General features: G+C 72.4%; 29 protein-coding genes. 16 read left to right on the plus strand and 13 right to left on the minus strand.

The window, feature by feature from the left end:
• The gene (locus ACH45N_RS22920) at positions 1-1,107 is read left to right on the plus strand and encodes an enolase C-terminal domain-like protein (protein WP_397398217.1); all 1,107 of its coding nucleotides are present in this window, start codon (positions 1-3) and stop codon (positions 1,105-1,107) included.
• 4 nt (positions 1,108-1,111) lie between these two features.
• On the opposite strand, the gene ACH45N_RS22925 is transcribed toward ACH45N_RS22920, so the two are convergent.
• Together ACH45N_RS22925 and ACH45N_RS22930 are read right to left on the minus strand one after the other, a co-directional pair.
• Positions 1,112-1,921, minus strand: coding sequence for an alpha/beta fold hydrolase (locus ACH45N_RS22925; protein ID WP_397398219.1), 810 nt, complete (start codon positions 1,919-1,921; stop codon positions 1,112-1,114).
• 143 nt (positions 1,922-2,064) lie between these two features.
• Entirely contained in the window at positions 2,065-2,730 is a 666-nt protein-coding gene (locus tag ACH45N_RS22930; RefSeq protein WP_397398221.1) for a DUF4097 family beta strand repeat-containing protein, read from the minus strand.
• 243 nt (positions 2,731-2,973) lie between these two features.
• Here ACH45N_RS22930 and ACH45N_RS22935 point away from each other — a divergent pair, with 243 nt between their 5' ends.
• Entirely contained in the window at positions 2,974-3,738 is a 765-nt protein-coding gene (locus tag ACH45N_RS22935; RefSeq protein WP_397398223.1) for a helix-turn-helix domain-containing protein, read from the plus strand.
• On the opposite strand, the gene ACH45N_RS22940 is transcribed toward ACH45N_RS22935, so the two are convergent.
• From ACH45N_RS22940 to ACH45N_RS22970, 7 genes are all read right to left on the minus strand, one after another.
• The gene (locus ACH45N_RS22940; RefSeq protein ID WP_397398225.1) at positions 3,735-4,382 is read right to left on the minus strand and encodes a hypothetical protein; all 648 of its coding nucleotides are present in this window, start codon (positions 4,380-4,382) and stop codon (positions 3,735-3,737) included. The two genes, ACH45N_RS22935 and ACH45N_RS22940, sit on opposite strands and share 4 nt — an antisense overlap.
• Positions 4,383-4,432: 50 nt before the next feature.
• On the minus strand, positions 4,433-5,428 hold the full coding sequence (locus ACH45N_RS22945) for a Dyp-type peroxidase (protein WP_397398227.1): 996 nt from the start codon (positions 5,426-5,428) through the stop codon (positions 4,433-4,435).
• Between the two features lie 76 nt (positions 5,429-5,504).
• Positions 5,505-6,326, minus strand: a complete 822-nt coding sequence (locus ACH45N_RS22950; RefSeq protein ID WP_397398229.1) for a hypothetical protein — start codon at positions 6,324-6,326, stop codon at positions 5,505-5,507.
• Positions 6,327-6,625: 299 nt separating this feature from the next.
• A complete protein-coding gene (locus tag ACH45N_RS22955; RefSeq protein WP_397398231.1) occupies positions 6,626-7,201 on the minus strand; it encodes a TetR/AcrR family transcriptional regulator in 576 nt (191 codons plus the stop codon).
• On the minus strand, positions 7,198-7,899 hold the full coding sequence (locus ACH45N_RS22960; protein ID WP_397398234.1) for a DsbA family oxidoreductase: 702 nt from the start codon (positions 7,897-7,899) through the stop codon (positions 7,198-7,200). Before ACH45N_RS22960 ends, ACH45N_RS22955 begins: the two co-directional genes overlap by 4 nt.
• The gene (locus tag ACH45N_RS22965; protein WP_397398236.1) at positions 7,899-8,063 is read right to left on the minus strand and encodes a hypothetical protein; all 165 of its coding nucleotides are present in this window, start codon (positions 8,061-8,063) and stop codon (positions 7,899-7,901) included. Before ACH45N_RS22965 ends, ACH45N_RS22960 begins: the two co-directional genes overlap by 1 nt.
• Positions 8,064-8,128: 65 nt before the next feature.
• Complete coding sequence (locus tag ACH45N_RS22970; protein ID WP_397398238.1) at positions 8,129-9,217, minus strand: phosphotransferase family protein; 1,089 nt, start codon at positions 9,215-9,217, stop codon at positions 8,129-8,131.
• A gap of 251 nt (positions 9,218-9,468) precedes the next feature.
• Here ACH45N_RS22970 and ACH45N_RS22975 point away from each other — a divergent pair, with 251 nt between their 5' ends.
• The 12 genes from ACH45N_RS22975 to ACH45N_RS23030 all read left to right on the plus strand — a co-directional run bounded on the left by ACH45N_RS22975 (position 9,469) and on the right by ACH45N_RS23030 (position 19,607).
• Positions 9,469-10,278, plus strand: coding sequence for an SDR family NAD(P)-dependent oxidoreductase (locus ACH45N_RS22975; protein ID WP_397398240.1), 810 nt, complete (start codon positions 9,469-9,471; stop codon positions 10,276-10,278).
• Positions 10,279-10,370: 92 nt separating this feature from the next.
• A complete protein-coding gene (locus ACH45N_RS22980; protein ID WP_397398242.1) occupies positions 10,371-11,015 on the plus strand; it encodes an SDR family oxidoreductase in 645 nt (214 codons plus the stop codon).
• Positions 11,016-11,217: 202 nt separating this feature from the next.
• Positions 11,218-12,114 carry an endo alpha-1,4 polygalactosaminidase gene (locus tag ACH45N_RS22985; RefSeq protein WP_397398244.1) on the plus strand — a complete coding sequence of 299 codons (897 nt, stop codon included), beginning with the start codon at positions 11,218-11,220 and terminating at the stop codon, positions 12,112-12,114.
• 30 nt (positions 12,115-12,144) lie between these two features.
• A complete protein-coding gene (locus ACH45N_RS22990; RefSeq protein ID WP_397398246.1) occupies positions 12,145-12,921 on the plus strand; it encodes a FadR/GntR family transcriptional regulator in 777 nt (258 codons plus the stop codon).
• A 45-nt stretch (positions 12,922-12,966) separates the two neighbouring features.
• Positions 12,967-13,353, plus strand: a complete 387-nt coding sequence (locus ACH45N_RS22995) for a hypothetical protein (RefSeq protein ID WP_397398248.1) — start codon at positions 12,967-12,969, stop codon at positions 13,351-13,353.
• Positions 13,328-13,570 (plus strand): hypothetical protein, encoded by a 243-nt coding sequence (locus tag ACH45N_RS23000; protein WP_397398250.1) that lies wholly within the window; start codon positions 13,328-13,330, stop codon positions 13,568-13,570. Before ACH45N_RS22995 ends, ACH45N_RS23000 begins: the two co-directional genes overlap by 26 nt.
• A 228-nt stretch (positions 13,571-13,798) precedes the next feature.
• Positions 13,799-15,118, plus strand: a complete 1,320-nt coding sequence (locus ACH45N_RS23005) for an extracellular solute-binding protein (RefSeq protein WP_397398252.1) — start codon at positions 13,799-13,801, stop codon at positions 15,116-15,118.
• Positions 15,118-16,080 (plus strand): carbohydrate ABC transporter permease, encoded by a 963-nt coding sequence (locus ACH45N_RS23010; RefSeq protein WP_397398254.1) that lies wholly within the window; start codon positions 15,118-15,120, stop codon positions 16,078-16,080. The genes ACH45N_RS23005 and ACH45N_RS23010 overlap by 1 nt, the downstream gene beginning before the upstream one ends.
• On the plus strand, positions 16,077-16,892 hold the full coding sequence (locus tag ACH45N_RS23015) for a carbohydrate ABC transporter permease (RefSeq protein WP_397398256.1): 816 nt from the start codon (positions 16,077-16,079) through the stop codon (positions 16,890-16,892). The genes ACH45N_RS23010 and ACH45N_RS23015 overlap by 4 nt, the downstream gene beginning before the upstream one ends.
• Positions 16,893-16,936: 44 nt before the next feature.
• On the plus strand, positions 16,937-18,151 hold the full coding sequence (gene manD, locus ACH45N_RS23020) for a D-mannonate dehydratase ManD (protein ID WP_020017137.1): 1,215 nt from the start codon (positions 16,937-16,939) through the stop codon (positions 18,149-18,151).
• A gap of 96 nt (positions 18,152-18,247) precedes the next feature.
• Positions 18,248-18,829, plus strand: a complete 582-nt coding sequence (gene sigK / locus ACH45N_RS23025; RefSeq protein WP_397398258.1) for an ECF RNA polymerase sigma factor SigK — start codon at positions 18,248-18,250, stop codon at positions 18,827-18,829.
• Positions 18,822-19,607, plus strand: coding sequence for an anti-sigma factor domain-containing protein (locus tag ACH45N_RS23030; protein WP_397398260.1), 786 nt, complete (start codon positions 18,822-18,824; stop codon positions 19,605-19,607). The genes sigK and ACH45N_RS23030 overlap by 8 nt, the downstream gene beginning before the upstream one ends.
• A 97-nt stretch (positions 19,608-19,704) precedes the next feature.
• Here the strand turns inward: ACH45N_RS23030 and ACH45N_RS23035 are convergent, their stop codons facing one another.
• Positions 19,705-20,385 carry a fasciclin domain-containing protein gene (locus ACH45N_RS23035; protein WP_397398262.1) on the minus strand — a complete coding sequence of 227 codons (681 nt, stop codon included), beginning with the start codon at positions 20,383-20,385 and terminating at the stop codon, positions 19,705-19,707.
• A gap of 163 nt (positions 20,386-20,548) precedes the next feature.
• Here ACH45N_RS23035 and ACH45N_RS23040 point away from each other — a divergent pair, with 163 nt between their 5' ends.
• Positions 20,549-22,363: a cytochrome c biogenesis protein CcdA gene (locus tag ACH45N_RS23040; protein WP_397398264.1), complete on the plus strand. Its 1,815-nt coding sequence runs from the start codon at positions 20,549-20,551 to the stop codon at positions 22,361-22,363.
• 67 nt (positions 22,364-22,430) lie between these two features.
• On the opposite strand, the gene ACH45N_RS23045 is transcribed toward ACH45N_RS23040, so the two are convergent.
• Entirely contained in the window at positions 22,431-22,829 is a 399-nt protein-coding gene (locus ACH45N_RS23045; RefSeq protein WP_397398266.1) for a PaaI family thioesterase, read from the minus strand.
• A 77-nt stretch (positions 22,830-22,906) separates the two neighbouring features.
• On the opposite strand from ACH45N_RS23045, the gene ACH45N_RS23050 reads away from it, so the two are divergent.
• A complete protein-coding gene (locus tag ACH45N_RS23050) occupies positions 22,907-23,479 on the plus strand; it encodes a TetR/AcrR family transcriptional regulator (RefSeq protein WP_397398268.1) in 573 nt (190 codons plus the stop codon).
• 43 nt (positions 23,480-23,522) lie between these two features.
• Here the strand turns inward: ACH45N_RS23050 and ACH45N_RS23055 are convergent, their stop codons facing one another.
• Together ACH45N_RS23055 and ACH45N_RS23060 are read right to left on the minus strand one after the other, a co-directional pair.
• The gene (locus ACH45N_RS23055) at positions 23,523-24,635 is read right to left on the minus strand and encodes a DNA alkylation repair protein (protein ID WP_397398270.1); all 1,113 of its coding nucleotides are present in this window, start codon (positions 24,633-24,635) and stop codon (positions 23,523-23,525) included.
• A 219-nt stretch (positions 24,636-24,854) separates the two neighbouring features.
• The gene (locus tag ACH45N_RS23060) at positions 24,855-25,283 is read right to left on the minus strand and encodes an organic hydroperoxide resistance protein (protein ID WP_397398272.1); all 429 of its coding nucleotides are present in this window, start codon (positions 25,281-25,283) and stop codon (positions 24,855-24,857) included.
• Between the last annotated feature and the right edge of the window lie 8 nt (positions 25,284-25,291).

The following is a 25,291-nucleotide window of genomic DNA, read 5'->3' on the forward strand; positions in this document are numbered from 1 at the left end:
ATGGCCTCCGCAGACCCCCGCATCCGTTCCGTCCGGCTCGCCTCGCTGGAGACGCGCTACCCCCGGACCGTGGGCCGCAACGCCCGCCTCGGCAGCCACGGCGCCGGACCCGACTCGCACGTCGCGGTGCTGGTCACCGACGACGGCCGGACCGGCTGGGGACTGTTCGAGGGGCCGCCGGGCGACGTCGCCCGGGTCGAGGGGCGCCTGCTCTCGGAGCTGATCGACCCCGCCACGGGCATCCTCGACGCCGCCGAGCACTGGCTCGACATCGCCCTGCACGACCTGCTCGGCGTGGTGCACGACGCCCCGGTGCACGCCCTGCTCGGCGGGCGGGGCGCCACGGACGTGGCGATCTACGACGGCGCGATCTACTTCGACGACCTCGACCCGGACGACGCGCCGCGCGGCGTCGGGGTGCTCGTCGAGGAGTGCCGCGCGGACGCCGCGCTGGGCTTCCGCGACTTCAAGCTCAAGATCGGCCGCGGCAACACGTGGCTGTCCCGCGCGGCCGGCGACGCCCGCGACATCGAGGTGACCCGCGCCGTCCGGGACGCGTTCCCGGACGCCCGCATCCTGGTGGACGCCAACGACGGCTACGACCGCGACGGGTTCATCACCTACCTGGAGGCCGTCGCCGAGGTGGGGTTGTACTGGGTCGAGGAGCCGTTCCTGGACGACGCCGACGACCTCAAGGCGCTGCGCGCCTGGCTCGACGCGCACTCGCCGGACACCCGGATCGCGGAGGGAGAGACGTCGCCCGACGTCGCCGCGCTCCTGCCCGTGGCCGCCGCGGGCTCGATCGACGTGCTGCTCATGGACGTGATGTCGTACGGCCTGACCGCGTGGCGCGAGCTGATGCCCCGGCTCGTGGCGGACGGCGTCCACGGCTCGCCGCACGCCTGGGGCCGGCCGCTCAAGACCCGCTACGCCGCGCACCTCGCGGCCGGCCTCGGCAACGTCGAGGTGGTCGAGGGCGTGCCCGGCACCGTGGCCGGCGTCGACCCGGCGCTGCTCACCCCGGCGGACGGCGTGCTGCGGCTGGGCGACGCCCCGGGCTTCGGCCTCCCGGTGCCGGACGACGCGCACCTGCGCCCGATCGGCTGATCCCTCAGCTCCCGAGGGCGGCGACCTCCCGCACGGCGTCGGCGACCGCGCGGAAGTCCTTGGTGAGGATGGCGCCGTGGTTGCTGGGCACCTTGGCGCTGATCTCGATGTTCGGGTTGCCCGCCGTGGTCGCCGCCAGGCCGGCCCGGATCTGCTCCTGCTCGTCGCCCTTGCTGCCGAGCGACGTCCCCGACGCGACCACGTACCGCACCGGCACGCTGATGTCGTTCAGCACCGGCGCCAGGGCGCTCTCGCGGGACAGCTTGCCGAGCTCGATGTTGCTCTCGGCCTGCTCCGCCGCGGTCATCCGCGGCGTGATGCCGGTGATCCGCAGCGGGACCGTGAACCAGCTCATCCGGCGGAACAGCTTGCGGATGCGGACCTCCATCGCGTCGTCGAGCCAGTCGTGCGGGAAGGCGCCGTCGACCAGGACCGCGCCCACGGTGCGTCCCGGATTGCGCTGCGCCCAGTGCGCCGCGACGACCGCCCCGTAGGACCAGCCGATCACCAGTGCCTTCTCCACGCCGCGGGCGGCGAGGACGGCGTCGACGTCGCGCACGGCGGCTTCGAACGAGTAGTCGGCGGATGTCCCGGACCTCTTGCCGCGGGCGCGCTCGTCGAACGTGATGTGCCGGTAGCCGGTGCCCAGGTCGGCGATCGTCCTGCGCCAGTAGCCCTGGGTGGCGAACTGGCCGTTCAGGTAGACGATCGGGAGGCCCGTGCCGCCCGTGTCGGTCACGGCGAGGGCCGTGTCGTCGACCGGCACCAGGCCGGACCACGCGGTGCTGGTCGAGGAAGCGCTGTCGTTCGTCATGTTCTCCACCTGTCGGTTCGTGGTGCGGGAGTGGTGCGGGTCGGTGCGCAGTGCGCGGTGCGTTGTCGCGTGGTGCCGGCGTGCTGTGGTGCCGTCGTGCTGTGTGGTGCCGACCCGGTCGGCCCGGGCCGGCACCGCCCCGCTCAGAGGCTGCGAGCGGAGATGTCGCCGTGGGCGGTCGTCGCGCGGAGGTCGAGCACGGCGGCGCCGTCGTTCTTGAGGGTGTTGCTGATGCGGCCGAGGGTCGTTCCGGCGTCGAGGGTGGCCGAGACGCCGGCGCCCGCGGCGACCGTGATGTCACCGGACTGCGTGTTCAGCACGACCGAACCGCTCGTGGCCTCGGCGATCCGGATGTCACCGCGGGTGGTGCTGATCTCCGCGGGACCGGTGAGCCGGCCCACCTCGACGTCGCCGTCGATCGCGGTGAGGCGCAGGCTCGCCGCCTCGTCGATCTTGATCTGCTGGTACGCGCCGTCGAAGACGACGGCACCGAGGCGGCCGACGGCGCGGAGCTCGGCGGCCTCCGACGTGCCCTCGAGACCCGAGCCCGCGGGGAGCTGGACGGTGACCTCGACCGAACCGGCGTGGCCGACGAGCTTGTTGTGGGGCTCGGCGGTCCGGACCGTCAGCACGCCGTCGGTGTAGGTGACGGTGGTCTGCTCGGCGGTCTGGACGTCGCGGCTCTTGGCGGGGTTGGTGGGCCGGACCTCGACGGTGGTGTCGGCACGGTCCGCGGCGATGAGCTGGACCCGGCCGGCGGGGATCTCGACGACGGCGGAGATCGGGGCGGGGGTGGCGAAGTTCTGCATGATGATCGGCTCCTGTGCTGGTCGTTCTCGGTGTTTCTGACATCGCAAACGCTACGTTGCTTTCCAGAACTGGGCAACATGCTTGTTGCGTTGCACTTGCATTTACGCAGGTCACGACACCAAAACTGTTGCAACGATCGTGAACGTAATGCAACGAACCGAGGTGTCGCATTGCAATGACCTGGAAGTGAACGCTATGCTGGGCGGGCAGGGACCACGACGCGCAGCACGGAGGAGACCGCGATGCCGGGAGGCCGACTCACCAAGCAGGAGCGCCAGCAGATCGCGCTGGGCCTCGCGGACGACCTGTCGTACGCCGAGATCGCGCGCCGGCTGGACCGGCCGACGTCGACGGTCACGCGCGAGGTGCTGCGCAACGGCGGGCCGGGTGGCTACCGCGCCGAGCTGGCGCACCGCGCCACGGAGCGGCGCGCCCACCGGAGCCGGCAGGCCGCGCCGCGCGCGGCGCAGGCGGCCCCGCAGGCCCACGGGCGCGACGCCGCCGCCGTGGCCGAGTTCGAGGAGGCGCTCACCGGCGTGCTCATGGCCTCTGGCCTGTCCAAGATGACCGCCCGGGTGCTGACCTGCGTGTTCACCACCGACGCCGGCAGCGTGACCGCCGCGGACCTCGTGCAGCGCCTCCAGGTCAGCCCGGCGTCCGTCTCCAAGGCGATCACGTTCCTCGAGAGCCAGGGCCTCGTGCGGCGGGAGCGGGACGAGGGACGCCGCGAGCGGTACGTCGCGGACAACGACGTCTGGTACCAGTCGACGATCGCCAGCGCTCGGTCCAACGACCTGCTCGCCGAGACCGCCCGGCAGGGCGTCGTCGTGCTCGGGGCGAGCACCCCCGCCGCGGCGCGCCTGGAGAACATCGCCCGGTTCCTCGACTTCATCAGCGAGAGCATCGTGCGTGCCGCCGAGCAGGCCCGCGAGGTGCTGCACACCGGGCCCGCCGGCCCGCCGGACGACGCCGACCGGGCGCCCGACGCGGCACCCCGCGACCGTTAGTGCAACGCCAGCTTGAGCCCGATCATGGCGACGCCCAGCAGCCCCGCCGCCAGCGTCGCGCCCAGGTGCTTGACTCCCGTCAGCCCGCTGACGCTGCTCATGCGCCAGCCCACGACCATGAGCAGCACCAGGTTGACGACGAGGGCGATGTCGACGGCGACGGGCGCGGGCACGCGCAGCACCGCCTCCATCAGCAGCACGACGACGGGCACCGTGCACGCCGCGATGATCGGCAGCCCCTCGGCGAGCACGTGGCGGCGCTCGCCGGAGCGCAGGGGTCGCCGCACGAGGGTCCGCGCGGCGATGAGGTGCGCGTACGACTCGGCGCTCCAGTAGACGAACAACGTGCCGCCCAGCAGCCCCGCGACCCGCACGAGCCCGAGGTCTGCCGGGGCGGACGCGAGCACCGAGCCGGTGATGATCAGGCCGTACAGGTACGAGGCGCGTTTCTTGAGCGACTCGCCGGGCTCGTGCGGTTCGCCGGGCCGGTGCGGCTCGCCGGGCTCGTGCGGTTCGGCGCGCGCGTGCGGCCCCGGCGGCCCGTCCGGCTCGTCGGTACTGGCGTGCCGGCCGGTGCGGCGGGGTTCCGGCTCGTCGGTGCGCACGGGGCTCCGCTTCGTCGCGGTGGGAAGGTGCGTCTGCACGCTAGGAGCCTGCGGGGTAGGCGCACCTCACCCGAAAGCGGTGAAGGTCGTCAGCCCAGCGCGTCGAGCACCGACGTGGGCGGTACGAAGAACGTGGTGCCGGTCTGCGGCGTCGAGAAGTCGAGGATCCGGTCGTGGAGGCCGGGCGGGTCGCCCACGAACATGCGCTCCAGCATCCGCTCGATGACCCACAGGTGGCGGGCGTACCCGATGAAGTAGGTGCCGAACTCGCCGTGCCCCGGCCGGCCGAACGGCATGTTGTCGCGCAGGATGTCGTGCTCGCCGTCCTCGTCGGTGATCGTGGCGAGCGTCTTGTGCGACTTCTGCCCGGCGGCCGCGTCGTCGAGCTCGACGCCGTCCGCCTTGGTGCGGCCGATGATCCGCTCCTGCTGCTCGGTCGGCAGCGCCTGCCAGGCGGCGAGGGTGTGCAGGTACTTCTGCACGACGACGTAGCTGCCGCCGGCGAACGCCGGGTCCTCGTCGCCCACCAGGGTGGACTCCGGCAGCTCCGCGCCCACCGGGTTGGCGGTGCCGTCGACAAAGCCGAGCAGGTCGCGGGTGTCGAAGTAGCGGAAGCCCGACACCTCGTCGGCGGTGGTGACCGCGGTGCCGAGCGCGGCGAGCAGCAGACGCTCCAGCTCGAAGCAGAGGTCCTGACGGTCCGACCAGATGTGGAACAGCAGGTCACCCGGGGTGGAGACCGCCGTGTGCGTGGCGCCGGCGATCTCGCGGAAGGGGTGGAGCTCGGCCGGCTGCTCCCGCCCGGTCAGCCCCGTCCAGATCCGGCTGCCGATGCCGACGGTGCACGAGACCGGGTTCGCCAGGTCCCGGAAGCCGACGGTCTTGACCAGGCCGCCGAGGTCGGCGAGCACCTCGCGGACGGTGCTCATCGCCTCGTCGCCGTCCGCCACGACCAGCGTGAGGAAGACGGCCGACCGGCGCAGCGGGGCGTCCACGCCCTGCGGCGAGACGGGTGCGCCGTAGGCCGACGGGGCGGTCCGGTCGGGGTGTCCGCTGCTCGCGCTGCTGCTCGTGCTGTCCGGCATGCCGGAAGGCTAACAGCGGCGGCCCGGCCCGCCCGGCTCAGTCGCCGGCGGCCCGCCAGGCCCGCCGGCGGGCCGGTCAGCCCCCGGCGGCTCGCCACGCCTCGGCGAGTGCGGCGACCGACGGCCAGCGCTCGTCGCGGTCGGGGTGCACCGCGCGGTCGGCGACGGCGAGCTGCGCGGCCGAGCCCGCCCAGGCCGCGGGCGACCGCGTGGCATCGTCTCCCAGGAACGTGTGCGCGAGCGTCCCGAGCGCGACGACGTTCGTGACCTCGTCGATCGGCGCACCGAGCACGTACTCCTCGGGCGACATGAACCGGGACGACCCCCACATCCGCCCCATCCGGTTGACCGTCGGCGCGGGCTCGTAGAGGTCGAGGTCGCACAGGACGACGCGCCCGCTCCGCGGGTCGATCAGCACGGAGCCGTCGTACAGGTCGACGGCGACCCAGCCGAGCGCGGCCGCGTGCGCGTGGAAGTCGTAGACCTGTCGGACGGCGTCGACCCGGGCGGCCAGGTCGAGGGACCGCACCACCTGTGACTGCTCGTACTGCCGGCCGACGGGTGTCGCGTCGGTCCAGTCGAACACCAGGGCGTGGCCGGCCCCGACGTCGACGGCCTCGCGCAGGGTCACGAGCGTGGGGTGGGCGAGCGCCCGGTAGACCTCGGAGGCCCGGCGGACCCGCGCGACGGCCTCCGCGACGTCGCCGTCGTACCGCAGGGTGGGGGCGCCCGCGTACTTGACGAACACCCGGCCCGCCGGCCCCTCGACCCCGAGGCAGAGGTTGCCCGAGTCCTGGTCGTCCAGGACGGCGAAGACACGGCCCCAGCGGGCCGTGAAGGACAGGTCGTGCGGCGCCCGCAGGCGCACGGGCAGGCCGTCGAGGTCGGTCACGATCACGCGCGGGAGCCTAGTGTCACCGGCCGGCGACGGCCCTGCTCTTTTCTCTCCTCGTCGGAGGTGGCTGCTGGCTGCCGACCTGGCTGCTGGCTGCCGACCTGGCCGCTGGCTGCCGACCGGCGGGCTGCGTCAGGGCGTGCCGGCGCCGACCTTCAGATGCTGTGCGTGCAGGTCCCGGAGATCGGCCGCTCCTCGTGACGTCGGCAGTCTGCATCGAGGTCGGCACAGGCCTGTGCCGACCTCGATGCAGACTGCCGACCTCAAGGAAGGACCGCCGAAGCGCCCGCAGACTGCCGACGTCAGGCGTCGCTGCGCAGGCCCCGCAGGGTGTGCTCGCAGCTGCGGACGAAGTCCTCGCGCTGGCGCCGCTCACAGGCGCGGGCGATGATGCCGCGCTCCCAGATCAGCACGTCGACGTCGTCCGGCGTGAGGTCGGCGCGGATCCCGCCGGTCGCCCGGGCGTCGGCGAGGAACCCGCCCACGACCTCGCTGGCGCGCTCGCACAGCGCCATCAGCATCCCGGAGCCGGGCTGCGCGCGCAGCAGCACGTCGTTCGCCGCGGGCTCGTCGAACGAGAGCAGCCAGATCTGCCGCAGGTAGCTCTCGAACCGCTCGACGGGGTCCTCGATGGCGCTCACCGCCGTGATGATGCCCGAGATCCGTTCGGCGAACAGGTCCTCCACCACGGCGTCGATCAGGCCCTGCCGGCCGCCGAAGCGGTGGTAGATGGTGCCCTTGCTGACGCCCGCCGCCCGCGCGACCTCGTCCAGCGGGCTGTTCAGCCCGCCCGCGCGGAACACGTCGAGGGCGGCGAGCCGGATGCCCTCGACGTTGCGCCGCGCGTCGGCCCTCAGGCGCGGCGGGTCAGCGGTCATCGAGCCGTCCCGGCGACGGCGGGGGAGCCGACCGTCTCGTTCCAGCTCGTCTCCAGCGTGCGCACGAACGACTCCACCGGCTGCGCGCCGGAGACCGCGTACTTGCCGGCGAACACGAAGAACGGCACACCCTGGATCCCGTACTGCCGGGCCTGCCGGATGTCGGCCTCGACGGCGTCGGCGAACTCCTCGGCGGCGAGGGCCGCGAGGGCGGCGTCGCGGTCCAGGCCGACCTCGGCGGCCAGGTCACCCAGGACCTGGTGGTCCGCGACGTTCAGGCCGTCGGTGAAGTAGGCCCGGAACAGCCGCTGGACCATCTCGTGCTGCTTGCCGTGACCGGCCGCGAAGTGGCTGAGCTGGTGTGCCGTGCGCGTGCCCACGGCCTTCGCCTGCTCGAAGCGGTAGTCCAGCCCGAGCTGCCGGCCGCGCTCCGAGATCTGCTCGTGCATGGCCGCGGCCTGCTCGCGCGGGAAGCCCTTCTCGGCCGCCAGCAGGTCCATGAGGTCCACCGGTGCGTCCTCGGTGAGCTGCGGCATCAGCAGGAAGCTGTGGTAGCGCACCTCGACCTGGGCGGAGTGCGGGAACTGCTCCAGGGCCTGCTCCAGGAGCGCGTCGCCCATGTAGCAGAACGGGCACATCACGTCGCTCCACACGTCGATCACGAGCTTGTCGGCGGCCCGGCCGAACGCACCGGCCATCAGGAGCACACCCCGTCCACGGAGCAGACGCCGAACGCGTCGTCCGCGGGCAGGAGCTGGAACGGGGAGGGGGCGGCCGGGGTGCCGTCGACGGCACCGGGGGTCACCTCCACAGGGGTCTCGACCACCGGGGTCGCTTCCACGACCGGGTCACTCGTTGTCATGCCCAAGACGGTAGGTCTAACTTGAACCCCCCGTCAACTTCCGGTCCGCCTGGTGTCGGGGAGGCTCAGCGGCCCGCGGTGACGGCTTGGGTCACCGGCGCCCAGGACAGCGCGCGCAGGCACCCCGACCGGATGTCGTGGAGGTGCGCGGCGAGCCGCGCCGGGGCGTGGCTGTTCAGGCCCTGGCGGACGGCGGTCAGCCCCGGGCCGAGCCGCAGGTGCAGCCCCCACGTGAGGTGCGCGACGGCGAAGCCGAGGGCGGCCGCCGGGCGCAGGTCGGTGCCCGCCAGGGCGCTGACGGTCTCGGCGTAGACGTCGAGGACGGCCGGCTCGTCCAGCTCGCCGTGACCGCCGAAGGCCCGGTACATGGAGACGAACGTGCCGAGGTCGTAACCGACAGGCCCCACGCCGACGTGCTCCCAGTCGATGAGCACCAGGGCGCCGTCCGCGGTCAGGCCCGCGTTGCGGGGCGTGAGGTCGCCGTGGACGAGGGTGGTCGGCAGCTCCGCCGCGCGCGCCGCGAGCTCGTCCGCGGCGTCCAGCCCGGCGTGCAGCGCGTCGACCTGCTCGGGGGTGAAGAGGTTCCGGAGCCGCGGGTCGCCGGGCAGGGCGTCGAGGTTCTCGTGCCCGTCCGGCACGTGGTGGGCGTAGGCGGCGTAGCCCGCCGTCTCCAGCCAGGGGGCGCCGAGCAGGGCGGGCTCCAGGTCGCCGGGCACGTGCAGCAGCGCGGCCCGCTCGGCGGCGACGGCGGCGGTCGCGGGTGTCCAGCTCTGCTGCAGCACGGCGTCGACGTCGCGCATCACGATCCAGTCGAGCCCGTTGTGCTCGACCACGGTGACGTGGGGCGGCGTCGTCGTGCCGCGCGGGAGCAGGGCGGGGAGGCCGCTCCGGAAGAAGCGGGCCTCGCGGTGGTCCAGCCCGCCGTCGCGCGAGTCGAGCAGGGAGGGCTGGCCCCAACCCGGCACCTTGACGATCCAGGCGGACGGCTCCGCGTGCGGAACCGCCACGCAGACCCGCAGCACGGCGGCCCGGCTGAGGCCCTGCGAGAGGTCGCGCACCGACAGGACGCGCGCCCCAGGGCCCCAGGCGCCCTCTCGGGACGCGAGGACGGTCTCGATCGTCTCGGCGTCGGGCAGGCCAGGTGCGTTCATCATCTTCCCTCGATGTCGAGAACGTGGCGGCGGCTCCGTCCCAGGGATACCAGCAGCCACACGGGCAGCGCGAATGCTTGGAGTGATACGTCCGGCGGCGGGTCGGGCGCCCGGCCGCGTGGAGGCGGCGGCCGCCACGTCGAGGTGGTGCATCCCGGCCGCGTCTGGACGCACCGGGTGAAACCGGCTAAACGGGGGTTACTACCGGCCGTTCGCCTGCTTACGCTCGTGGCAGGTGAGCCATGAGGAGCGGCATGATCTCCGAGAACTCGACAGTGATCGTCACCGGTGCGACAGGTGGCATCGGGCTCCAGACCGCGCGCGAGCTGGTCGGTCGCGTCCGGCAGGTGATCGTCCAGGGCCCCGAGCCGGAGACCATGGTGCGCCCGGCGCTCCACGTGCTCAGCGAGGGGGCCGCCGAGGTCCGCTACGTCCAGTGCGACTTCGAGTCGCTCGCGGACGTCGCCGACGCCGCCGACACCATGGCCGCACTGGCCGTGGGGCCGATCGACGCCGTCGTCAACAACGCGGGCGTCCCCGGCGCGACCACCCGCCAGGTCACGAAGGACGAGCACGAACGCACGCTCCAGGTGAACTTCCTCGCGATGGTGCTCCTCACCGAGCGGCTGCTGCCGGCGCTCGCGGACGACGCCCGCGTGGTCAACCTCGCGTCGGCCACGCACGAGATGACCGAGCTCGACCTGGCGGACATCGAGCTGGAGCGCGGCTACGAGGCCGTCCGGGCCTACGCCCGCTCCAAGCTCGCGATCATCCTGTACACCCGGTGGCTCGCGGACCGGCTGACCGGCCGAGGCGTCACACCCGTGAGCCTCAGCCCCGGCGTGATCAGCACGCCGCTGCTGCACGCGATGTTCAGCGTCGGCGGGGTCTCGGTGCGGCACGGGGCCGACAACGTCCTCGCCGCGGTCACGGGGCCGGTGCGCGCGGGCGACTACTTCGACGACGGCGAGCTGGTCGAGCCCAGCGCCCAGGCCCGGGACGCCCGGCTCGGGCGGTCGCTCATGGACTTCGCCTTCGGGGCGCTGCGGCCGTACCTGTCGTGAACGCTCTGCCCTGAGCGATCCCGCCGGTCCTGGGAGCGGCGTCCGGGGCCTTCCGGCATAGCCTGGAGCGGTCCCTGACGGAAGGAAGCACCATGTCCCGCGTTCTCATCATCGGCGGCCACGGAAAGATCGCGCTGCGGCTCGCGCCCCTGCTCGTCGAGCGGGGTGACGAGGTCACCAGCGTCTTCCGCAACCCGGACCACCAGGAGGAGGTCGCGGCCACGGGGGCGACGCCGCTGGTCGCCGACGTCGAGCAGCTCGACACCGCGGGCCTCACGGACCTGGTGCGCGGGCAGGACGCCGTCGTCTGGTCGGCGGGCGCCGGTGGTGGCAACCCGGCGCGCACCTACGCCGTCGACCGCGACGCCGCGATCCGGTCGATGGACGCCGCGAAGGCGGCGGGCGTCGCGCGCTACGTGATGGTGTCCTACCTCGGCGCGGGCCCCGACCACGGCGTGCCCGAGGGCAGCTCGTTCTTCCCCTACGCGGAGGCCAAGGCGGCGGCCGACGAGCACCTGCGCGGCACCGGGCTCGACCACACGATCCTCCAGCCCGGCCCGCTCACGCTGGACGAGCCGACGGGGCTCATCGAGGTGGCCGAGCCGGGTGACGGCCGCGTCGCGCGCGCCGACGTCGCCGGGGTGATCGCCGCCGTCCTGCTCGACGACAGCACGGTGGGCCGCACCATCGCCTTCGGCAACGGCAGCACGCCGATCGCGGAGGCGATCGCGGGCTGAGGGGGGTTGACGTGGGCTGACGTCGCCTGACGTGGGCTGACGTCGCCTGACGTCGGCTCCGGAACTCCCCTTTGAGGCCCGGGTTTCTTCGCTGTGCGGACTCGCAAAGCGAAGAAACCCGGGCCTCAAAGGGAAGTTGTGACGACGCCGTGACGCGTCCGCCGGCCGCTTGTCCAGCGGCGGCGCTCGTTACGATCGGCGGATGCCGCAGCTGATCGTCGCCGTCCTCGTCGCCCTCGCGCTCACGGCCTGCCAGAGCAGCCCGACGGCCGGTCCGGAGGAAGGCTCCGGCAGCGCTCCGGCCTCGGACGACGGCGGGGCGGGCGCCGGCACCGACACCGGACCCGGCGACGCCGCGGTGACCCTCCCGCCGACGTCGGGCCGGTTCGACTACCAGCTCGGCACCGCCTACGAGCCGGACGGCGGCCTCGACGTCGTCGTGCGGGACGCCACCGCCGAACCCGCGGACGGTGCCTACGGCATCTGCTACGTCAACGGCTTCCAGACCCAGCCCGACCAGGCGGACCTCTGGCTCGGCGACAACGAGGACCTGCTGCTCCACGACGCGGCGGGGGAGCTGGTCGTGGACCCGGACTGGCCGGACGAGTACGTCCTGGACCCGTCGACCGACGGCCAGCGCGGCCGCATCCTCGACCTGCTCGGCCCCGTGATCACGGACTGCGCCGCCGCGGGCTTCGCCGGTGTCGAGATCGACAACCTCGACACCTGGACGCGGTTCACGGAGCCGGACAGCGGCCGGATCGAGAAGGACGCCGCCCTGGCGCTGGCCAGGGCGTACATCGACCTCGCGCACGAGGCGGGCCTCGCCGTCGGGCAGAAGAACGCCGCGGAGGCCACGGCGGTGGGGCGCGACCTCGGGTTCGACTTCGCCGTGACCGAGGAGTGCGCGGCGTACGCCGAGTGCGGCGCCTACACCGGCGTCTACGGCCAGAACGTGCTGCAGATCGAGTACACCGACAACCTCCCGGACGGGTTCGACGCCGTCTGTGCCGACCCGGACCGCGCCCCGCTGGCGATCCTGCGCGACCGCGACCTGGTGGGCCCCGACGACGAGGCGTACGCCTACGAGCAGTGCTGAGCCGGTCCCGCCGGTGCTTATCCTCGACGCATGACATCCCCCCTCGTGCCGCCGCCGGATCCCCGTGACACGGGAACGACCGGCCGCAGGGGTCTGCTCACCGAGCACATCGCACGCCAGCTCGAGCAGCAGATCCGCACGGGGGAGTGGGCCGTGGGTTCCAAGCTGCCGTCCGAGCGCGAGCTCGCGGTGCAGTTCGGGGCGAGCCGGAACGTGATCCGCGAGGTGCTGCGCCGGCTGGAGGCCACCGACCTGATCGAGGTCGCGCCGGGCCGCGGGTCGTTCGTCACCGAGCAGTCGTCGGCGCATGCACGGGGCTACGACGCCCTCTACCGCACCGAGCGGCCCACGGTGCGGCAGCTCATCGAGGCGCGGATCCCGCTCGAGGTCGAGATCGCCGGGCTCGCGACGGAGCGGGCCACGGACGAGCAGGTCGACGCCATCGTGCAGGCGCTCGACCGGGTGGAGTCGGCCGGCGACGTCGTCGACAAGGCGCGCGAGGACCTCCGGTTCCACGACACCATCGCCGCCGCGTGCGGCAACCCGGTGCTGCGCATCATGCTGTCGTCGATCGGCGGCATGATGTTCGAGATGATGCTGCGCTCCAACTCCGACCCGCGGATCGGGGAGCCGGGCGTGCCGCACCACCCCGAGATCGTCGAGGCGATCCAGGCGCGCGACGTCGCGCTCGCCCGGGAGCGGATGCGGGAGCACCTCGCGCTCGGCCTGCGCACCTACGGCCCGGACCTCGACGTGGGCCTGGACCTGATGGCGTCCCGCCACATCGAGACCCTGCTGGAGCGGTAGGCGGAGTCGTCTCGCGCTAGTCGGCATCATGTTCTGCCTGCTTGGATGACGATCGTGGAAACCATCGCGACAGGTCTCTTCGCTGTGTTCGGCACCCTTCTGGGAGTGCTCGCGACTTATTGGGTCCAGAAGAGCACCGTCAAGCAGCAGGAGGATCTCGCCCGAGAAGAGCGGCTCAGGCAGGACCGCGTGAGCGCGTACACGGTATTCGCGGGAGCGCTCACGAGCTACCGGCACAGCCGCATGGACCGGTTCTTTGCGGGACGCGGGGAGAACCGTCTCGATCCGGAGCTGGTCCGCCACGAGACATTTCATCAGCGCTGCACGACTTCAGGTCGGACAGGTCTGAGAACACACGATCGTTGGCTCAAGGGAATGACACCTAGCCTGGTGGCAGGAGGTTGCCATGTCGAATATCGCCCCCGTCGGTGAGTCGGTCGAGGAGATCGTGCTGGAACGGCACGCGGGCAAGCTCTCGACCGAGCAGATGCTCGCGCGCCTTCGCGCGACCGAGGCCTGGGTGCCTCGCCGGGTCGACCCTGTTGACGGTGTGCTGCCAGGTTCGTCCGAGGAGGATGTCGAGGCGCTGCTCGACGGCGGATTCCTGACGGAGTCCGAGGTGGACCAGATCCTCGATGCGCATGAGTGAGCCGCGCGACGAGGGCGTCGTCAGCGGGGCCCGCGCCGCTCCGTAAACCCAACAGCGACTTTGGACCCGCCCCCGGCACCGTGCTAGCGTCCAACTGGTCCTACCAGTTGGACCACTGACGCTCCTTCCCCCGTTGAGTGCGGGATATCTGCGCGCTTTCAGCCCCTGAGAGCGCAAATACCCAGCACTCAACGGGCCTGGGCACACATGGAGGTGTGACGTTCCGTCATGACGTATCTACTCAGGCCGCGGGCGGCGCGGGGCATCGAGCTGAGCCGGCGGTCGTTCGGCGTGCTCGCCGCGGCGTCCGTGCTGGCCGCCTGCTCGGGCAGCCCGCGGACGGCGAGCCCGGACGCCCCGCTGCGGGTGCTCGCGATCAACCACGTCTGGACACAGGCGATCAGCCGCTACCTCCCCGAGTTCGAGGAGCGGATCGGCCGCCGGGTGTCCCTGCGGATGCTCACCGCCGACCAGCTCACCTCCAGCTTCAACGTCAAGCTCAACGCCTCGGCCACCGACATCGACGTCATGACGATCCGGCCGCTGCAGGACCAGATGATGTTCGCGCGCAACGGCTGGATCGCCGACCTCACCGACCGGGTCGAGGGCGACGCCGACTACCGCTGGACCGACTTCCAGGACGCCCCGCGCGAGCGGTCGATCACGGCGGGCGCCGCGGTCAGCGTCCCCGTCGTCAGCGAACGCCCGGCGCTGTACTACCGCAAGGACCTGCTCGAGGAGTTCGGCGGGGCGCCGCGGACCCTCGACGACATGCTCGACATCGCCCTGGAGACCCAGCGGCGCACCGAGGGCTTCTTCGGGTTCGTCGGCCGCGGCCAGCGGGCCGGCGCCGTCACCCAGTGGTCGAGCTTCCTCTACTCGTTCGGCGGTGACTTCACGGTCGACGGCCGGTCGGGCATCGGCACGCCCGAGGCGGTCGCCGCCTACGAGTTCTACGGCCGCCTGCTGCACGACGCCGGCCCGCCCGGGGCCACCAACATGAGCCTCGAGCAGGCCATGCCGATCTTCGCGCAGGGCAAGGCCGCGATGTACGTCGACGCCGACGCGATCTACAGCAACTTCCTCGACACGTCGATCTCCACCGTGTCCGACACCGTGGGCTTCGCACCCTTCCCCGCAGGTCAGGCGGGTTCCGTGCCGCACAACATCCCGTCGTGGAGCCTGGCGATCAACGAGTTCTCGCTGCTGCGGGACGACTCGTGGGAGTTCCTCCGCTGGGCCTCCAGCCCCGAGATGGTCGCCCGCCTGCAGTCCGAGGGCATCCCGGGCGCGCGCCAGTCCGTCTGGGACGACCCGGCGACCCTGGCGTCCTTCCCGGCCGACCTCGCCGAGGCCATGCGGATCAACGCGGCCAACGGCGTGGGGCACGACCGCCCCGAGGTGATGCAGGTGGGCCGCGCCCGCGACATCGTCGGCCGTCCGCTGGTCTCCGGCATCGTCGGCGAGGACGTCGCGTCCGTCGCCGCCGACGCCGACGCCGAGTTCAACGACTTCCTCGTCCGCGACAACCGTCAGCAGGAGTTCTGATGACGACCACCACCACCCGTGCCGCCGCCGGCCCCGGGAGCAGCACGCGCCGAGCGGCGCCGTCCGGCACGGCGTTCGTGACCTTCGAGCAGGCGAACCGCCGCCTCAAGTGGGCGCTGCTCGCGCCCGCGCTGGGCTTCGTGGGCCTGATGATCGCGTTCCCGCTGGTCTTCACGATCAACCTCAGCCTCACCGACGCCTTCGGCGCCGTGAACGCGGGCAGCTCCTACGTGGGCCTGCAGAACTTCGCCGACGCCCTGACGGACACGCGCCGGTTCTGGCCCACCGTCGGCCGCACCGTGACGTTCACGCTCGGCGCCGTCGTGCTGGAGACCGTGCTCGGGCTGGCCCTGGCGATGCTCATGCGCAAGGCGTTCCGTGGCATGGAGATCGTGCGCACCATCCTGATGGTGCCGCTGCTGGCCACCCCGGTCGCCATCGGCATCCTGTGGATGCTCATCCTCGACCCGACCAACGGCATCGCGAACCACCTGCTCGGCTTCGTGGGCATCCCGCCGCAGGAGTTCCTCGGGTCGGTGTCGCAGTCGCTGCCCACCCTGATGCTCATCGACGTGTGGCAGTGGACCCCGATGATGACCATCCTGCTGCTGGCCGGCCTGACCACGCTGCCCGAGGAGCCGGAGGAGGCCGCCCGGGTCGACGGAGCCAACGCCTGGCAGCGGTTCGTGCACATCATCCTGCCGATGCTCCGCACCACCATCCTGACGGCCCTGGTGCTGCGCGGCGTCGACGCCCTCAAGACGTTCGACCTCATCTACGCGACCAAGGGGCCGGGCGGCGGCTCGGACTTCGAGGCCGAGACGCTCAACGTCTACGCGTACGGCCTGACCTTCGACTACCAGGAGTACGGCCTCGCCTCCGCGGTGCTCGTCCTGTTCACGCTGTTCATCGTCGCGATCGTGGTCGTGCTGCGGCGCCGCACCGAGAGGAGCGCCTCGTGAGCGCCACCACCACCTTCCGCGTCCTGCGCGGCGTGCTGATCACCGTCGTGTGCGCGGTGATCGCGCTGCCGATCGTCTGGATGATCGCCGCCGCCTTCAAGACGAACGTGCAGGTCACCGATCCGACGGTGGGCCTGGTCTTCTCGCCCACCTGGGACAACTTCCGGAACGTCCTGGCCGACGGCGCGCTGCTGCACTCGCTGCTCAACTCGCTGGTCATCGGCGTCGTCTCGACGGCGCTGAGCGTGGTCATCGCCGTGCCGGCCGCCTGGGCGGTGGGCCGGTTCCGGATGCGCCGCACCGGCTCGACGGTCCTCGTGGCCCGCATCATCCCGGCCATCTCGCTGCTCGTGCCCTGGTACTACATGTTCGCGCAGCTCGGCCTGGTGGGCAGCCACCTGGTGCTGATCCTGAGCCACATGTTCGTCTCCGTGCCGCTGATCCTGTGGATCATGATCGGCTTCTTCGAGGGCCTGCCGGTCGAGCTGGAGGACGCCGCACGGACCGACGGCCTGTCCGCCTTCGGGGCGTTCCTGCGGATCGCGCTGCCCCTCGCGGCGCCTGGCACGGCGTCCGCCGCGGTGCTGGCGTTCATCTTCAGCTGGAACAACTTCATCTTCGCGCTGATCCTCGCGGACGAGCGCACGATGACGATGCCCGTGCTGCTGTTCAACTTCATGTCCTACGCCAGCACCGACTGGGGCGGGCTCATGGCGGCTGCCACCCTCATGACTGTGCCCGTCCTGCTGGCCGCGATCTTCGGGCAGCGTTTCCTCGTGGCGGGCCTCACCGCCGGCGCTACCAAGGGCTGACGCCCGCACTCCTGCTTCCCCCACCACCGACAGAAGGTTTCCGCATGAAGATCGTCGACGCGAAGGTCGTCGTCACGTCGCCCGGCCGCAACTTCGTCACGCTCCAGATCACCACGGACGACGGCGTGACCGGGCTGGGCGACGCCACCCTGAACGGCCGCGAGCTGGCTGTCGTCAGCTACCTGCGCGACCACGTCGCGCCGCTGCTGATCGGCCGCGACCCGCACCGCATCGAGGACACCTGGCAGTACCTCTACCGGGGCGCCTACTGGCGCCGCGGCCCGGTGACCATGGCGGCGATCGCCGCCGTCGACGTCGCCCTGTGGGACATCAAGGCCAAGGTCGCCGGCCTGCCGCTGTACCAGCTCCTGGGCGGCGCCAGCCGCGACCGGGTCCGCGCCTACGGGCACGCCAACGGCTCCAGCCTGCCCGAGATCTTCGACTCCGTGCGGGCGCTCCAGGAGCGCGGCTACCAGAGCATCCGCATCCAGAGCGGCGTGCCGGGCCTGAAGTCGGTCTACGGCGTCCACACGACGACGTCGGACGACGGCTCCGCGCCCGACGTCCTGGCGCGGCCGGCCGTCGAGGACTGGGACACCGCCGCCTACTTGCGGTACATCCCGAAGGTCTTCGAGGCCGTGCGCAACGAGTTCGGTCCGGACCTGCCGCTGCTGCACGACGCGCACCACCGGCTGTCCCCGATCGAGGCCGCCCGCCTCGGCAAGGACCTGGAGCCGTACGACCTGTTCTGGCTGGAGGACTGCACCCCCGCCGAGGACCAGGAGGCGCTGCGTCTGGTGCGGCAGCACACGACGACGCCGCTGGCGATCGGCGAGGTGTTCAACACCGTGTTCGACTACCAGACGCTGATCGACGACCGGCTCATCGACTACGTGCGCTCCGCCGTCACGCACTTCGGCGGCGTCAGCCCCATGAAGAAGCTGTTCGACTACGCGGGCCAGCGCGGGATCAAGAGCGCGATCCACGGGCCGGAGGACATCTCGCCCGTGGGGATGGCCGCCGCGATCCACCTCGACCTGGCGATCCACAACTTCGGCATCCAGGAGTACTCCGGGCACACGGACCTGACGAACGAGGTCTTCCGGCACGCGTACACGTTCGAGGACGGTCACCTGCACCCGGGCGAGGCTCCCGGTATCGGTGTCGAGCTGGACGAGGAGCTCGCGGCCGCGCACCCGTACGAGCCCGGGTACCTGCCGGTCAACCGGCTCCAGGACGGGTCCGTCCACGACTGGTGACACGGGTCACCCCCGCGTCGTCCCATCCGGGAGCGCCACCGCGCCGAACCACGGGTGCAAACACGATCGGAGGCCGTTGTGGGGCAGACTGGTTCGGTGGCCTCACCACCTGTCCGGACCTCGTCACGGGACACCGTCGACGCACTGCTCACGGCGTGCGCCGGGGGCGACCCGGCGTCGTTCACGCCCGTGTACGACGCGCTGGGGCCGGTAGCCTACGGCGCGTCGCTCGGCGTCCTGCGCGACCCCGACCATGCGGCAGAGGTGACCCAGGAGGTGATGGTGGAGGTGTGGCAGACGGCATCGCGGTTCGACGCCGCGCGCGGCTCCGCCCGCACCTGGGTCGCCACGCTGGCGCGCCGGCGTGCGGTCGACCGCGTGCGGTCGGAGCAGGCGCACCGGGACCGCGACCAGCGGGACACGGACCTGCGGACCAACGAGTCCGAGCGGGACGTGGTGGTCGAGGACGTCGAACGGCGCCTCGAGGGTTCCGCCGTGCGCCGCTGCATCGAGGGGCTCACCCCGACCCAGCGCGAGGCGGTGGTGGTCGCGTACTACGGCGGCCTGACCTACCGCGAGGTCGCCGAGCGGCTCGACAAGGCCCTGCCGACCGTCAAGAGCCGGATCCGCGACGGCCTCAACCGGCTCCGCGACTGCCTGGAGGTGCGTCGTGGCTGACGGGACGACCGGCACCGGGGCGGACGGCGTGACCGGCGACGTCTGGGACCTGCTCCCCGGGTACGCCCTGGACGCCCTGGACGACGCCGACCGCGAGGCGGTCGAGCGGCTGCTCGCGTCGGACGCCGACGCGCGTCGCGCGCTCGACGAGTACCGCGACGTCGTCGCCGCCTTCGTGGTGGAGGCCGAGCCGCCCGCCGCGCTGCGGGCCGGGGTGCTCGCGCGGGTGCAGGGCACGCCGCAGGTCCAGGGCCTCCCGGCGGAGGCGCCCTCGGCGCCCGCCGTCTCGCCGGGCAGCGCTGACGTCGTGGACCTCGCGGCCCGCCGCCGCCGTCGTCGGCGCTGGGGCACCGCGGTGGCCGCGGTCGCCGCTGCGGTCGCCATCGCCGTGCCCACCACGATCGCCGTCCAGGTGACCGCGGAGCGCGACCGCCTGCGGGAGCAGGCGCAGGTGGTCTCCGAGATGCTGGCCGACCCTGACAGCTCGATCCTGCGCGGCGCCGTCGAGGGCGGCGGCCAGGCCTCCGTGCTGGTCGCCGGCGACGAGATGCTCTTCCGTGCCGAGGGTCTGCCGGAGCTCGACCAGGACCAGGCGTACCAGCTCTGGGTCGTGGAGGGGGACGGCAGCGTCTCCTCGGCGGGCCTGCTCGCCACGCACGACGGCCAGGCGACGTCGCTCGTCCAGGGGCAGCACGGCGTGGGCATGGCGGTGTCGGTGGAGCCGGCGGCCGGTTCCGAGCAGCCGACGACGGCGCCCATCGTCGTCCTGGGTGCCTGACGCCTCTCGGTCCTGAGCCTCTCGCACCGGAAGCCCGCACACGACAGAGCGCCTGTCCCGACCTCGGGACAAGCGCTCTGCCGTACGGCGGGGAGGATCACATCGGCGGCATGAGCACCGAGTCGATGAGGTAGACGGTCGCGTTCTGGGTCATGACGCCGCCGCAGATGACGTTCGCGTCGTTCACCTTGAGGTCGTCGCCGCTGCCGGTGACCTCGACGGTGTCGCCCTGCACGGTCGTCTGCTCGCCCACCACCTGGTCGGGCGTGAGCTGACCGGGCACCACGTGGTACGTGAGGATCGCGGTCAGCAGGTCGCCGTCCGTGGACAGGGTGTCCATGGTCTTCGAGTCGATCGCCTTGAAGGCGTCGTCGACCGGGGCGAACACGGTGAACTCGTCACCGTTGAGGGTGTCCACGAGGTCGACGTCGGGGTTGACCTCACCGCTCACGGCCGAGACGAGGGTCGTCAGCAGCGGGTTGTTGGAGGCCGCCACGGCCACCGGGTCGGTGGACATGCCGGTGACCGAGCCGGGGCCGTCCGGCACCTCCTCGGCGTAGGCGGCACAGCCGGGGCCCACGAGGTTCGCGGCCGGGTCGACCATGGCGTCGTCCTCGGTGGTCTCCTCGTCCATCGGCTCGGTGGTCTCTTCGGACGCCGTCGTCTCCTCAGACCCGGTGTCTCCGCCCGACGAGTCCATGCTGCAGGCCGAGAGGCCGAGCATGGCCAGCGTGGCGATACCGGCGACGGCGTAGGACGTGCGGGTTCGAGCGTTCATCGGTCTCTCCTCGGTGTGGCGTCACCCCGCGTCTCGCGGGGCATCTTGACCGGGGTTCGGAGCCGTCGGCTCCCCGGATGGGGGTCGGTGCAGATCAGTTTTCCGGGGCGTCGGGTGTCCGGTCCGTACCCATCCGGAACGGGCCGCGCGCCGAACCCGCCACATGGGAACTCTCATCGTCATCGGCCTGCTCGGGGGCCTGATCACCGGAATCTCACCGTGCATCCTCCCGATGCTGCCGGCCGTCTTCTTCGCGGGCGGCGTGCAGGGTGCGCGCCACCGAGAGGGCGGGGGGGCCCGGCCGAAGGCGCCGGACGCCGAGGGCGGGGGTGCCGTCGCCACCGCGACGCCGGACACCGTCGTCCGGACCCGGCCGTCCCTGCGCCCCTACATCGTGATCGCGGGCCTGGTGCTCAGCTTCAGCTTCTTCACACTGCTCGGCTCCCTGCTGCTGTCGGTGCTGGGGCTGCCGCAGGACCTGCTGCGCTGGGCCGGGATCACGCTGCTGGTGCTGCTGGGCGTCGGCATGATCGTGCCCCGGTTCGAGATGATCCTGGAGCGGCCCTTCCAACGCGTCGCGGCCTTCGGGGCCAAGCGGGGCGCGGCCCGGCAGGACCGCGGCGCCTTCGTCCTGGGCCTCGGCCTCGGCGTGCTCTATGTGCCGTGCGCCGGACCGGTGCTCGCGGCGATCACGGTCGCCGGCGCCACGGGCAACATCGGGGTCGAGACCGTGGCGCTGACCGTGTCGTTCGCCGTCGGCGCCGCGCTGCCGCTGCTCCTGTTCGCCCTGGCCGGACGGCGGATCGCCGAGCGGGTGCAGGCCTTTCAGCGGCACACCAAGGCGATCCGCACCGGTGGCGGCATCGTCGTCATCCTGCTGGCGGTCGCGCTGGCCTTCAACGTGCCCGCCGCGATCCAGCGGCTGCTCCCGGACTACACGGGCGCGCTCCAGCAGCGCATCGACTCCTCCGAGACGGTGCGCGAGGCGCTCGACCTCGGCGGCCTCGTGACCGACGAGAACCGTGAGCTGTCCAACTGCTCGAACGGCGCGCCCGTGCTGGAGGACTGCGGCACGGCGCCGGAGATCCGCGGCATCGACCGGTGGCTGAACACGCCGGACGGCGAGGCGCTCCAGCTCGAGGCGATGCGCGGCCAGGTGGTGCTCGTCGACTTCTGGACCTACTCGTGCATCAACTGCCAGCGGTCCATCCCGCACCTCAGCGCCTGGTACGACAAGTACGCCGACGTCGGCAAGGGCTTCGAGGTGATCGGTGTGCACACGCCGGAGTTCGCGTTCGAGCGCGAGACGCGCAACGTGATCGCGGGCGCGAAGGACCTCGGCGTGACCTACCCGATCGCGCAGGACAACTCGTACGCGACCTGGACGGCGTACCGGAACCGCTACTGGCCCGCCCAGTACCTCATCGACGCCGACGGCACGGTGCGGCACATCCGCCTGGGCGAGGGCGGGTACCAGCGCACCGAGAACCTGATCCGCGAGCTGCTCGCCGACGCCAACCCCGGCGTCGAGCTGCCCGGGGCGACCACGGTGCGGGACGCGACGCCGCTCGACGAGATCACGCCCGAGACGTACTTCTCGATCAAGCGCGTGATCAACTACGCGGGCGAGCCGAAGTACGCGGCGGGCCGCGAGGAGTTCACGCTCGCGGACGAGCAGCAGCAGGACACGTTCTCGCTCGGGGGCACGTGGGAGGTCGACTTCCAGGGCGCGGAGGCGGTGTCCGACGACGCCGGCGTGCGCCTCGCGTACCGCTCGACCGACGTCTTCGTGGTGCTCGGCGGCGAGGGGACCGTCGAGGCGACGGTCACGGCCGACGGCGAGGAGCAGACCCGCGACATCGACGTCTCCGGGAACCCGCGGCTCTACCCCGTGCTGGAGGGCGACGAGCCGACCAAGGGCCTCGTCGACCTGAAGGTGCCGGCCGGCGTGCAGGTCTTCACCATGACGTTCGGCTGACGCCTGCGCCGTCGTGACGGACGTGCCGGACCAGGAGGGCGCAGGGGGCTCGCCCGGTCCGGTGCGGTCACGCCGGGTGGACCAGCCGCACGGTCTGGAGCACGTGCACGCACAGCTCGCCGGTCTCGTCGGTCACCCGGACCTCGACGAGCACCTGGCGGCTGCCCGCCCGGACGGGCACGGCCGTGGCGGTCGCCGTGCCCGTGACGGGGCGCAGGAAGTGCGTGGTGGAGTCGACGGTCGCGGGCAGTGCCCCCGGTGCCCCGTTGACCGACGCGCAGACGGCGGCGACGCCGTCGGCGAGCCCCATCAGGGCCCCGCCGTGCAGGCCGCCGCCCACCGTGGACAGCGGCTGCGCGTACGGCAGCCGGCCGACGACGGCCTCCGGCGTGATCTGGTCGAGCTCGACGCCGAGCGTCCTGACGAACGGTGCCGCCGCATAGACGTCGTCCGCGGTCGGTGTCATGGGTTCCTCTCGGAGCAGTTGTAGAGATCGCTCTCTAGAGACAGGACTCTAACGACGGGCTGCAGTACCGTCAACGCATGGCCCGGCCCACCCACGACACCTCGACGATCCTCGACGCCGCGGGCCGGATCCTCGGCGAGGGCGGGCCGGCGAAGGTCACCATGGCGGCCGTCATCCGCGAGGCCGGCGTGCCCAGCGGGTCGCTCTACTACCGGTTCCCCGACCGGCCCGCCCTGCTCGCGGCCCTGTGGAACGGCGCGATCGAGAGCTACCACCGCGACGCGTACCCGCTGTTCGAGGGAGACCCGGTCGACGCCGCGGCCGCGCTTGCCGCGTACACCGTGCGGTGGTGCCAGGCCGAGCCGGCCCACGCGCACGCGCTCCTCGCGGGCCGCGCGCGGTTCGAGGCCGACGCCTGGCCCGAGGCAGCCCGGAACACCGAGGCGGCGGAGAGCGCGCGCTGGAACGACGCGATCCGTGGGCTGACCCGGCGGGTCCGTGCCGAGACCTCGGTCTCGACCACGGAGCTGCTCCTGGTCGTCGTCGACCTGCCCTACGCCGCGGTGCGGCGGTACCTGAGCGGCGGCCGGCCGATCCCGGCGGACCTCGCGGACGTGGTCGCGGGGATCGTCCGGACGTCGCTGCGCTGAGCCGCCGCCGCTGGATGAGGCCGCCGCTGCCTGGGCGTTGCGCTCAGTCGCGCGACGGCGCGTCCAGCTCGAACACCGCCGGGTCAGTCGCGACCCCGTTGACCTGGAGTGTCACCGCGTGCGGCCCCGGGTAGTAGCGCCGCGTGGTGATCGGCCGGAACGAGTGCTCGCGGCTGAGCTCGACCTGCTCGCCCGGGGCGAGCGTCCGGGTGGTCAGCTTGAAGGTCTTGGTCGTCTGCGACCCGTTGGCCTTGCGGTGGTGCACCACGTAGTCGATGGCCAGCCGCGCCTCCTCGGCCCCGACGTTGCGGACCGCGGCCGTGAACCGGACGGCGCCGCCGAAGGGTACGCGGGCGGCGTCGAGCACCGGCCCGGCGATCTCCAGCGTCGCGGGGCCGAACCCGAGCAGCGTGAGAGCGCCCGCGTCCCCGCGCTTGACCAGCGTGCGGAGCGCGTGCCGCACGAGGGCCGGCGTTGTCGGCGCGGGGTCCGCGAGCCAGCGCCCCGCCGTCGCGACCACGAGCTCCGGGTGGTCGCGGCTGAGGTCGTTGAGATGGTTGGCCACCGAACGGCGCACGTACTCGCTCTCGTCCCGGTACAGGGCGTCGAGCACCGGCACCGTCACCCCGGGACGGGCCAGGATCTCCGGTACCCGGACCGACCAGGGCAGGTACGGGCGGGTGCCCTCGCTGGCCAGGCGGCGCACGTCGACGTCGTCCGACCCGGCCCACGCCGTGGCCGTGGCGAGGGCGCGGTCCAGGTCGTGCCGCAGCAGCGTGCGGACGGCGAACTCCGCGGAGAGCCGGCCGGTGAGGTCGGCCAGGAGCGCCATCGCGTCGTCGAAGGCCGCGTCCGTGCCCTCCTCGACGGCCCGGGCCGCGACCGCGCTGGTGACCGGCCAGATCAGCCAGCCCCCGAACGGCTCCGCGCCGTCGCGTGCGGCGCGTACCACCGTGGCGAGGTCCGCGTAGGAGCCCGGCAGGTCGGCGAGCAGCGCGTCCCGCAGGAGGTCTGCCCGCTCCCGCAGCGAGAGGTCGGCGAGCCGGCCCGCGGTCGCCGGCAGCGCCCGCAGCGTGACGTCCGGGGCGGCCGCCCGGATCGCGCGGGTCAGGGTCGCGGCGGTGGTGTCACTGATGAGCTCGTCGGCGAACGGCATGGGGCTCCTAGCTCGGGATGTGTCAGAGGCTCAGGTCACCATGGTGACCTGAGCCTCTGACACTGCCGTCAACGGGTGGACCAACGCTCTCGTTCCTCGGCCCCTACCCTCCGCTGTGCCTCCGGCTCAGGCGCTCTGCTTTTCTGTCGCCCGAGCCTGCGGTTCCGCTCCGGGCAGGTGCCTCGTTCCTCGGCCCCTACCCTCCGCTGCACCTCCGGCTCAGGCGACGGTGGCGTCGACGGTGACCTCGATGTTGCCCCGCGTCGCGTTCGAGTACGGGCAGACCGCGTGGGCGGCCTGGACCAGGCCGTCGGCGGTGGCCTGGTCCACACCGGAGAGCTCGACGTGCAGCGCGGCGCTCAGGTTGAACGCGCCGCCGTCCGCGGGGTGGATGCTCACCTCGGCGACCACGGCGGAGTCGCTGACCGTGACCTTCTGCGCCGCGGCGACCGCCTTGAGCGCGCTGTGGAAGCACGAGGCCCAGCCCGCGGCGAACAGCTGCTCGGGGTTGGTGGCGCCGCCCGGACCGCCCATGTCGGCGGGGATCGCCAGCTTGAGGTCCAGCAGGCCGTCGTCGCTCACCGTGCGGCCTCCCGCGCGGCCGTCGCCGGTGGACGTCGCGACGGCGGTGTAGATGCTGTCAGCCATGGATGCGC

This window comes from Promicromonospora sp. NPDC019610 (assembly GCF_044389365.1).
Taxonomy (GTDB): domain Bacteria; phylum Actinomycetota; class Actinomycetes; order Actinomycetales; family Cellulomonadaceae; genus Promicromonospora.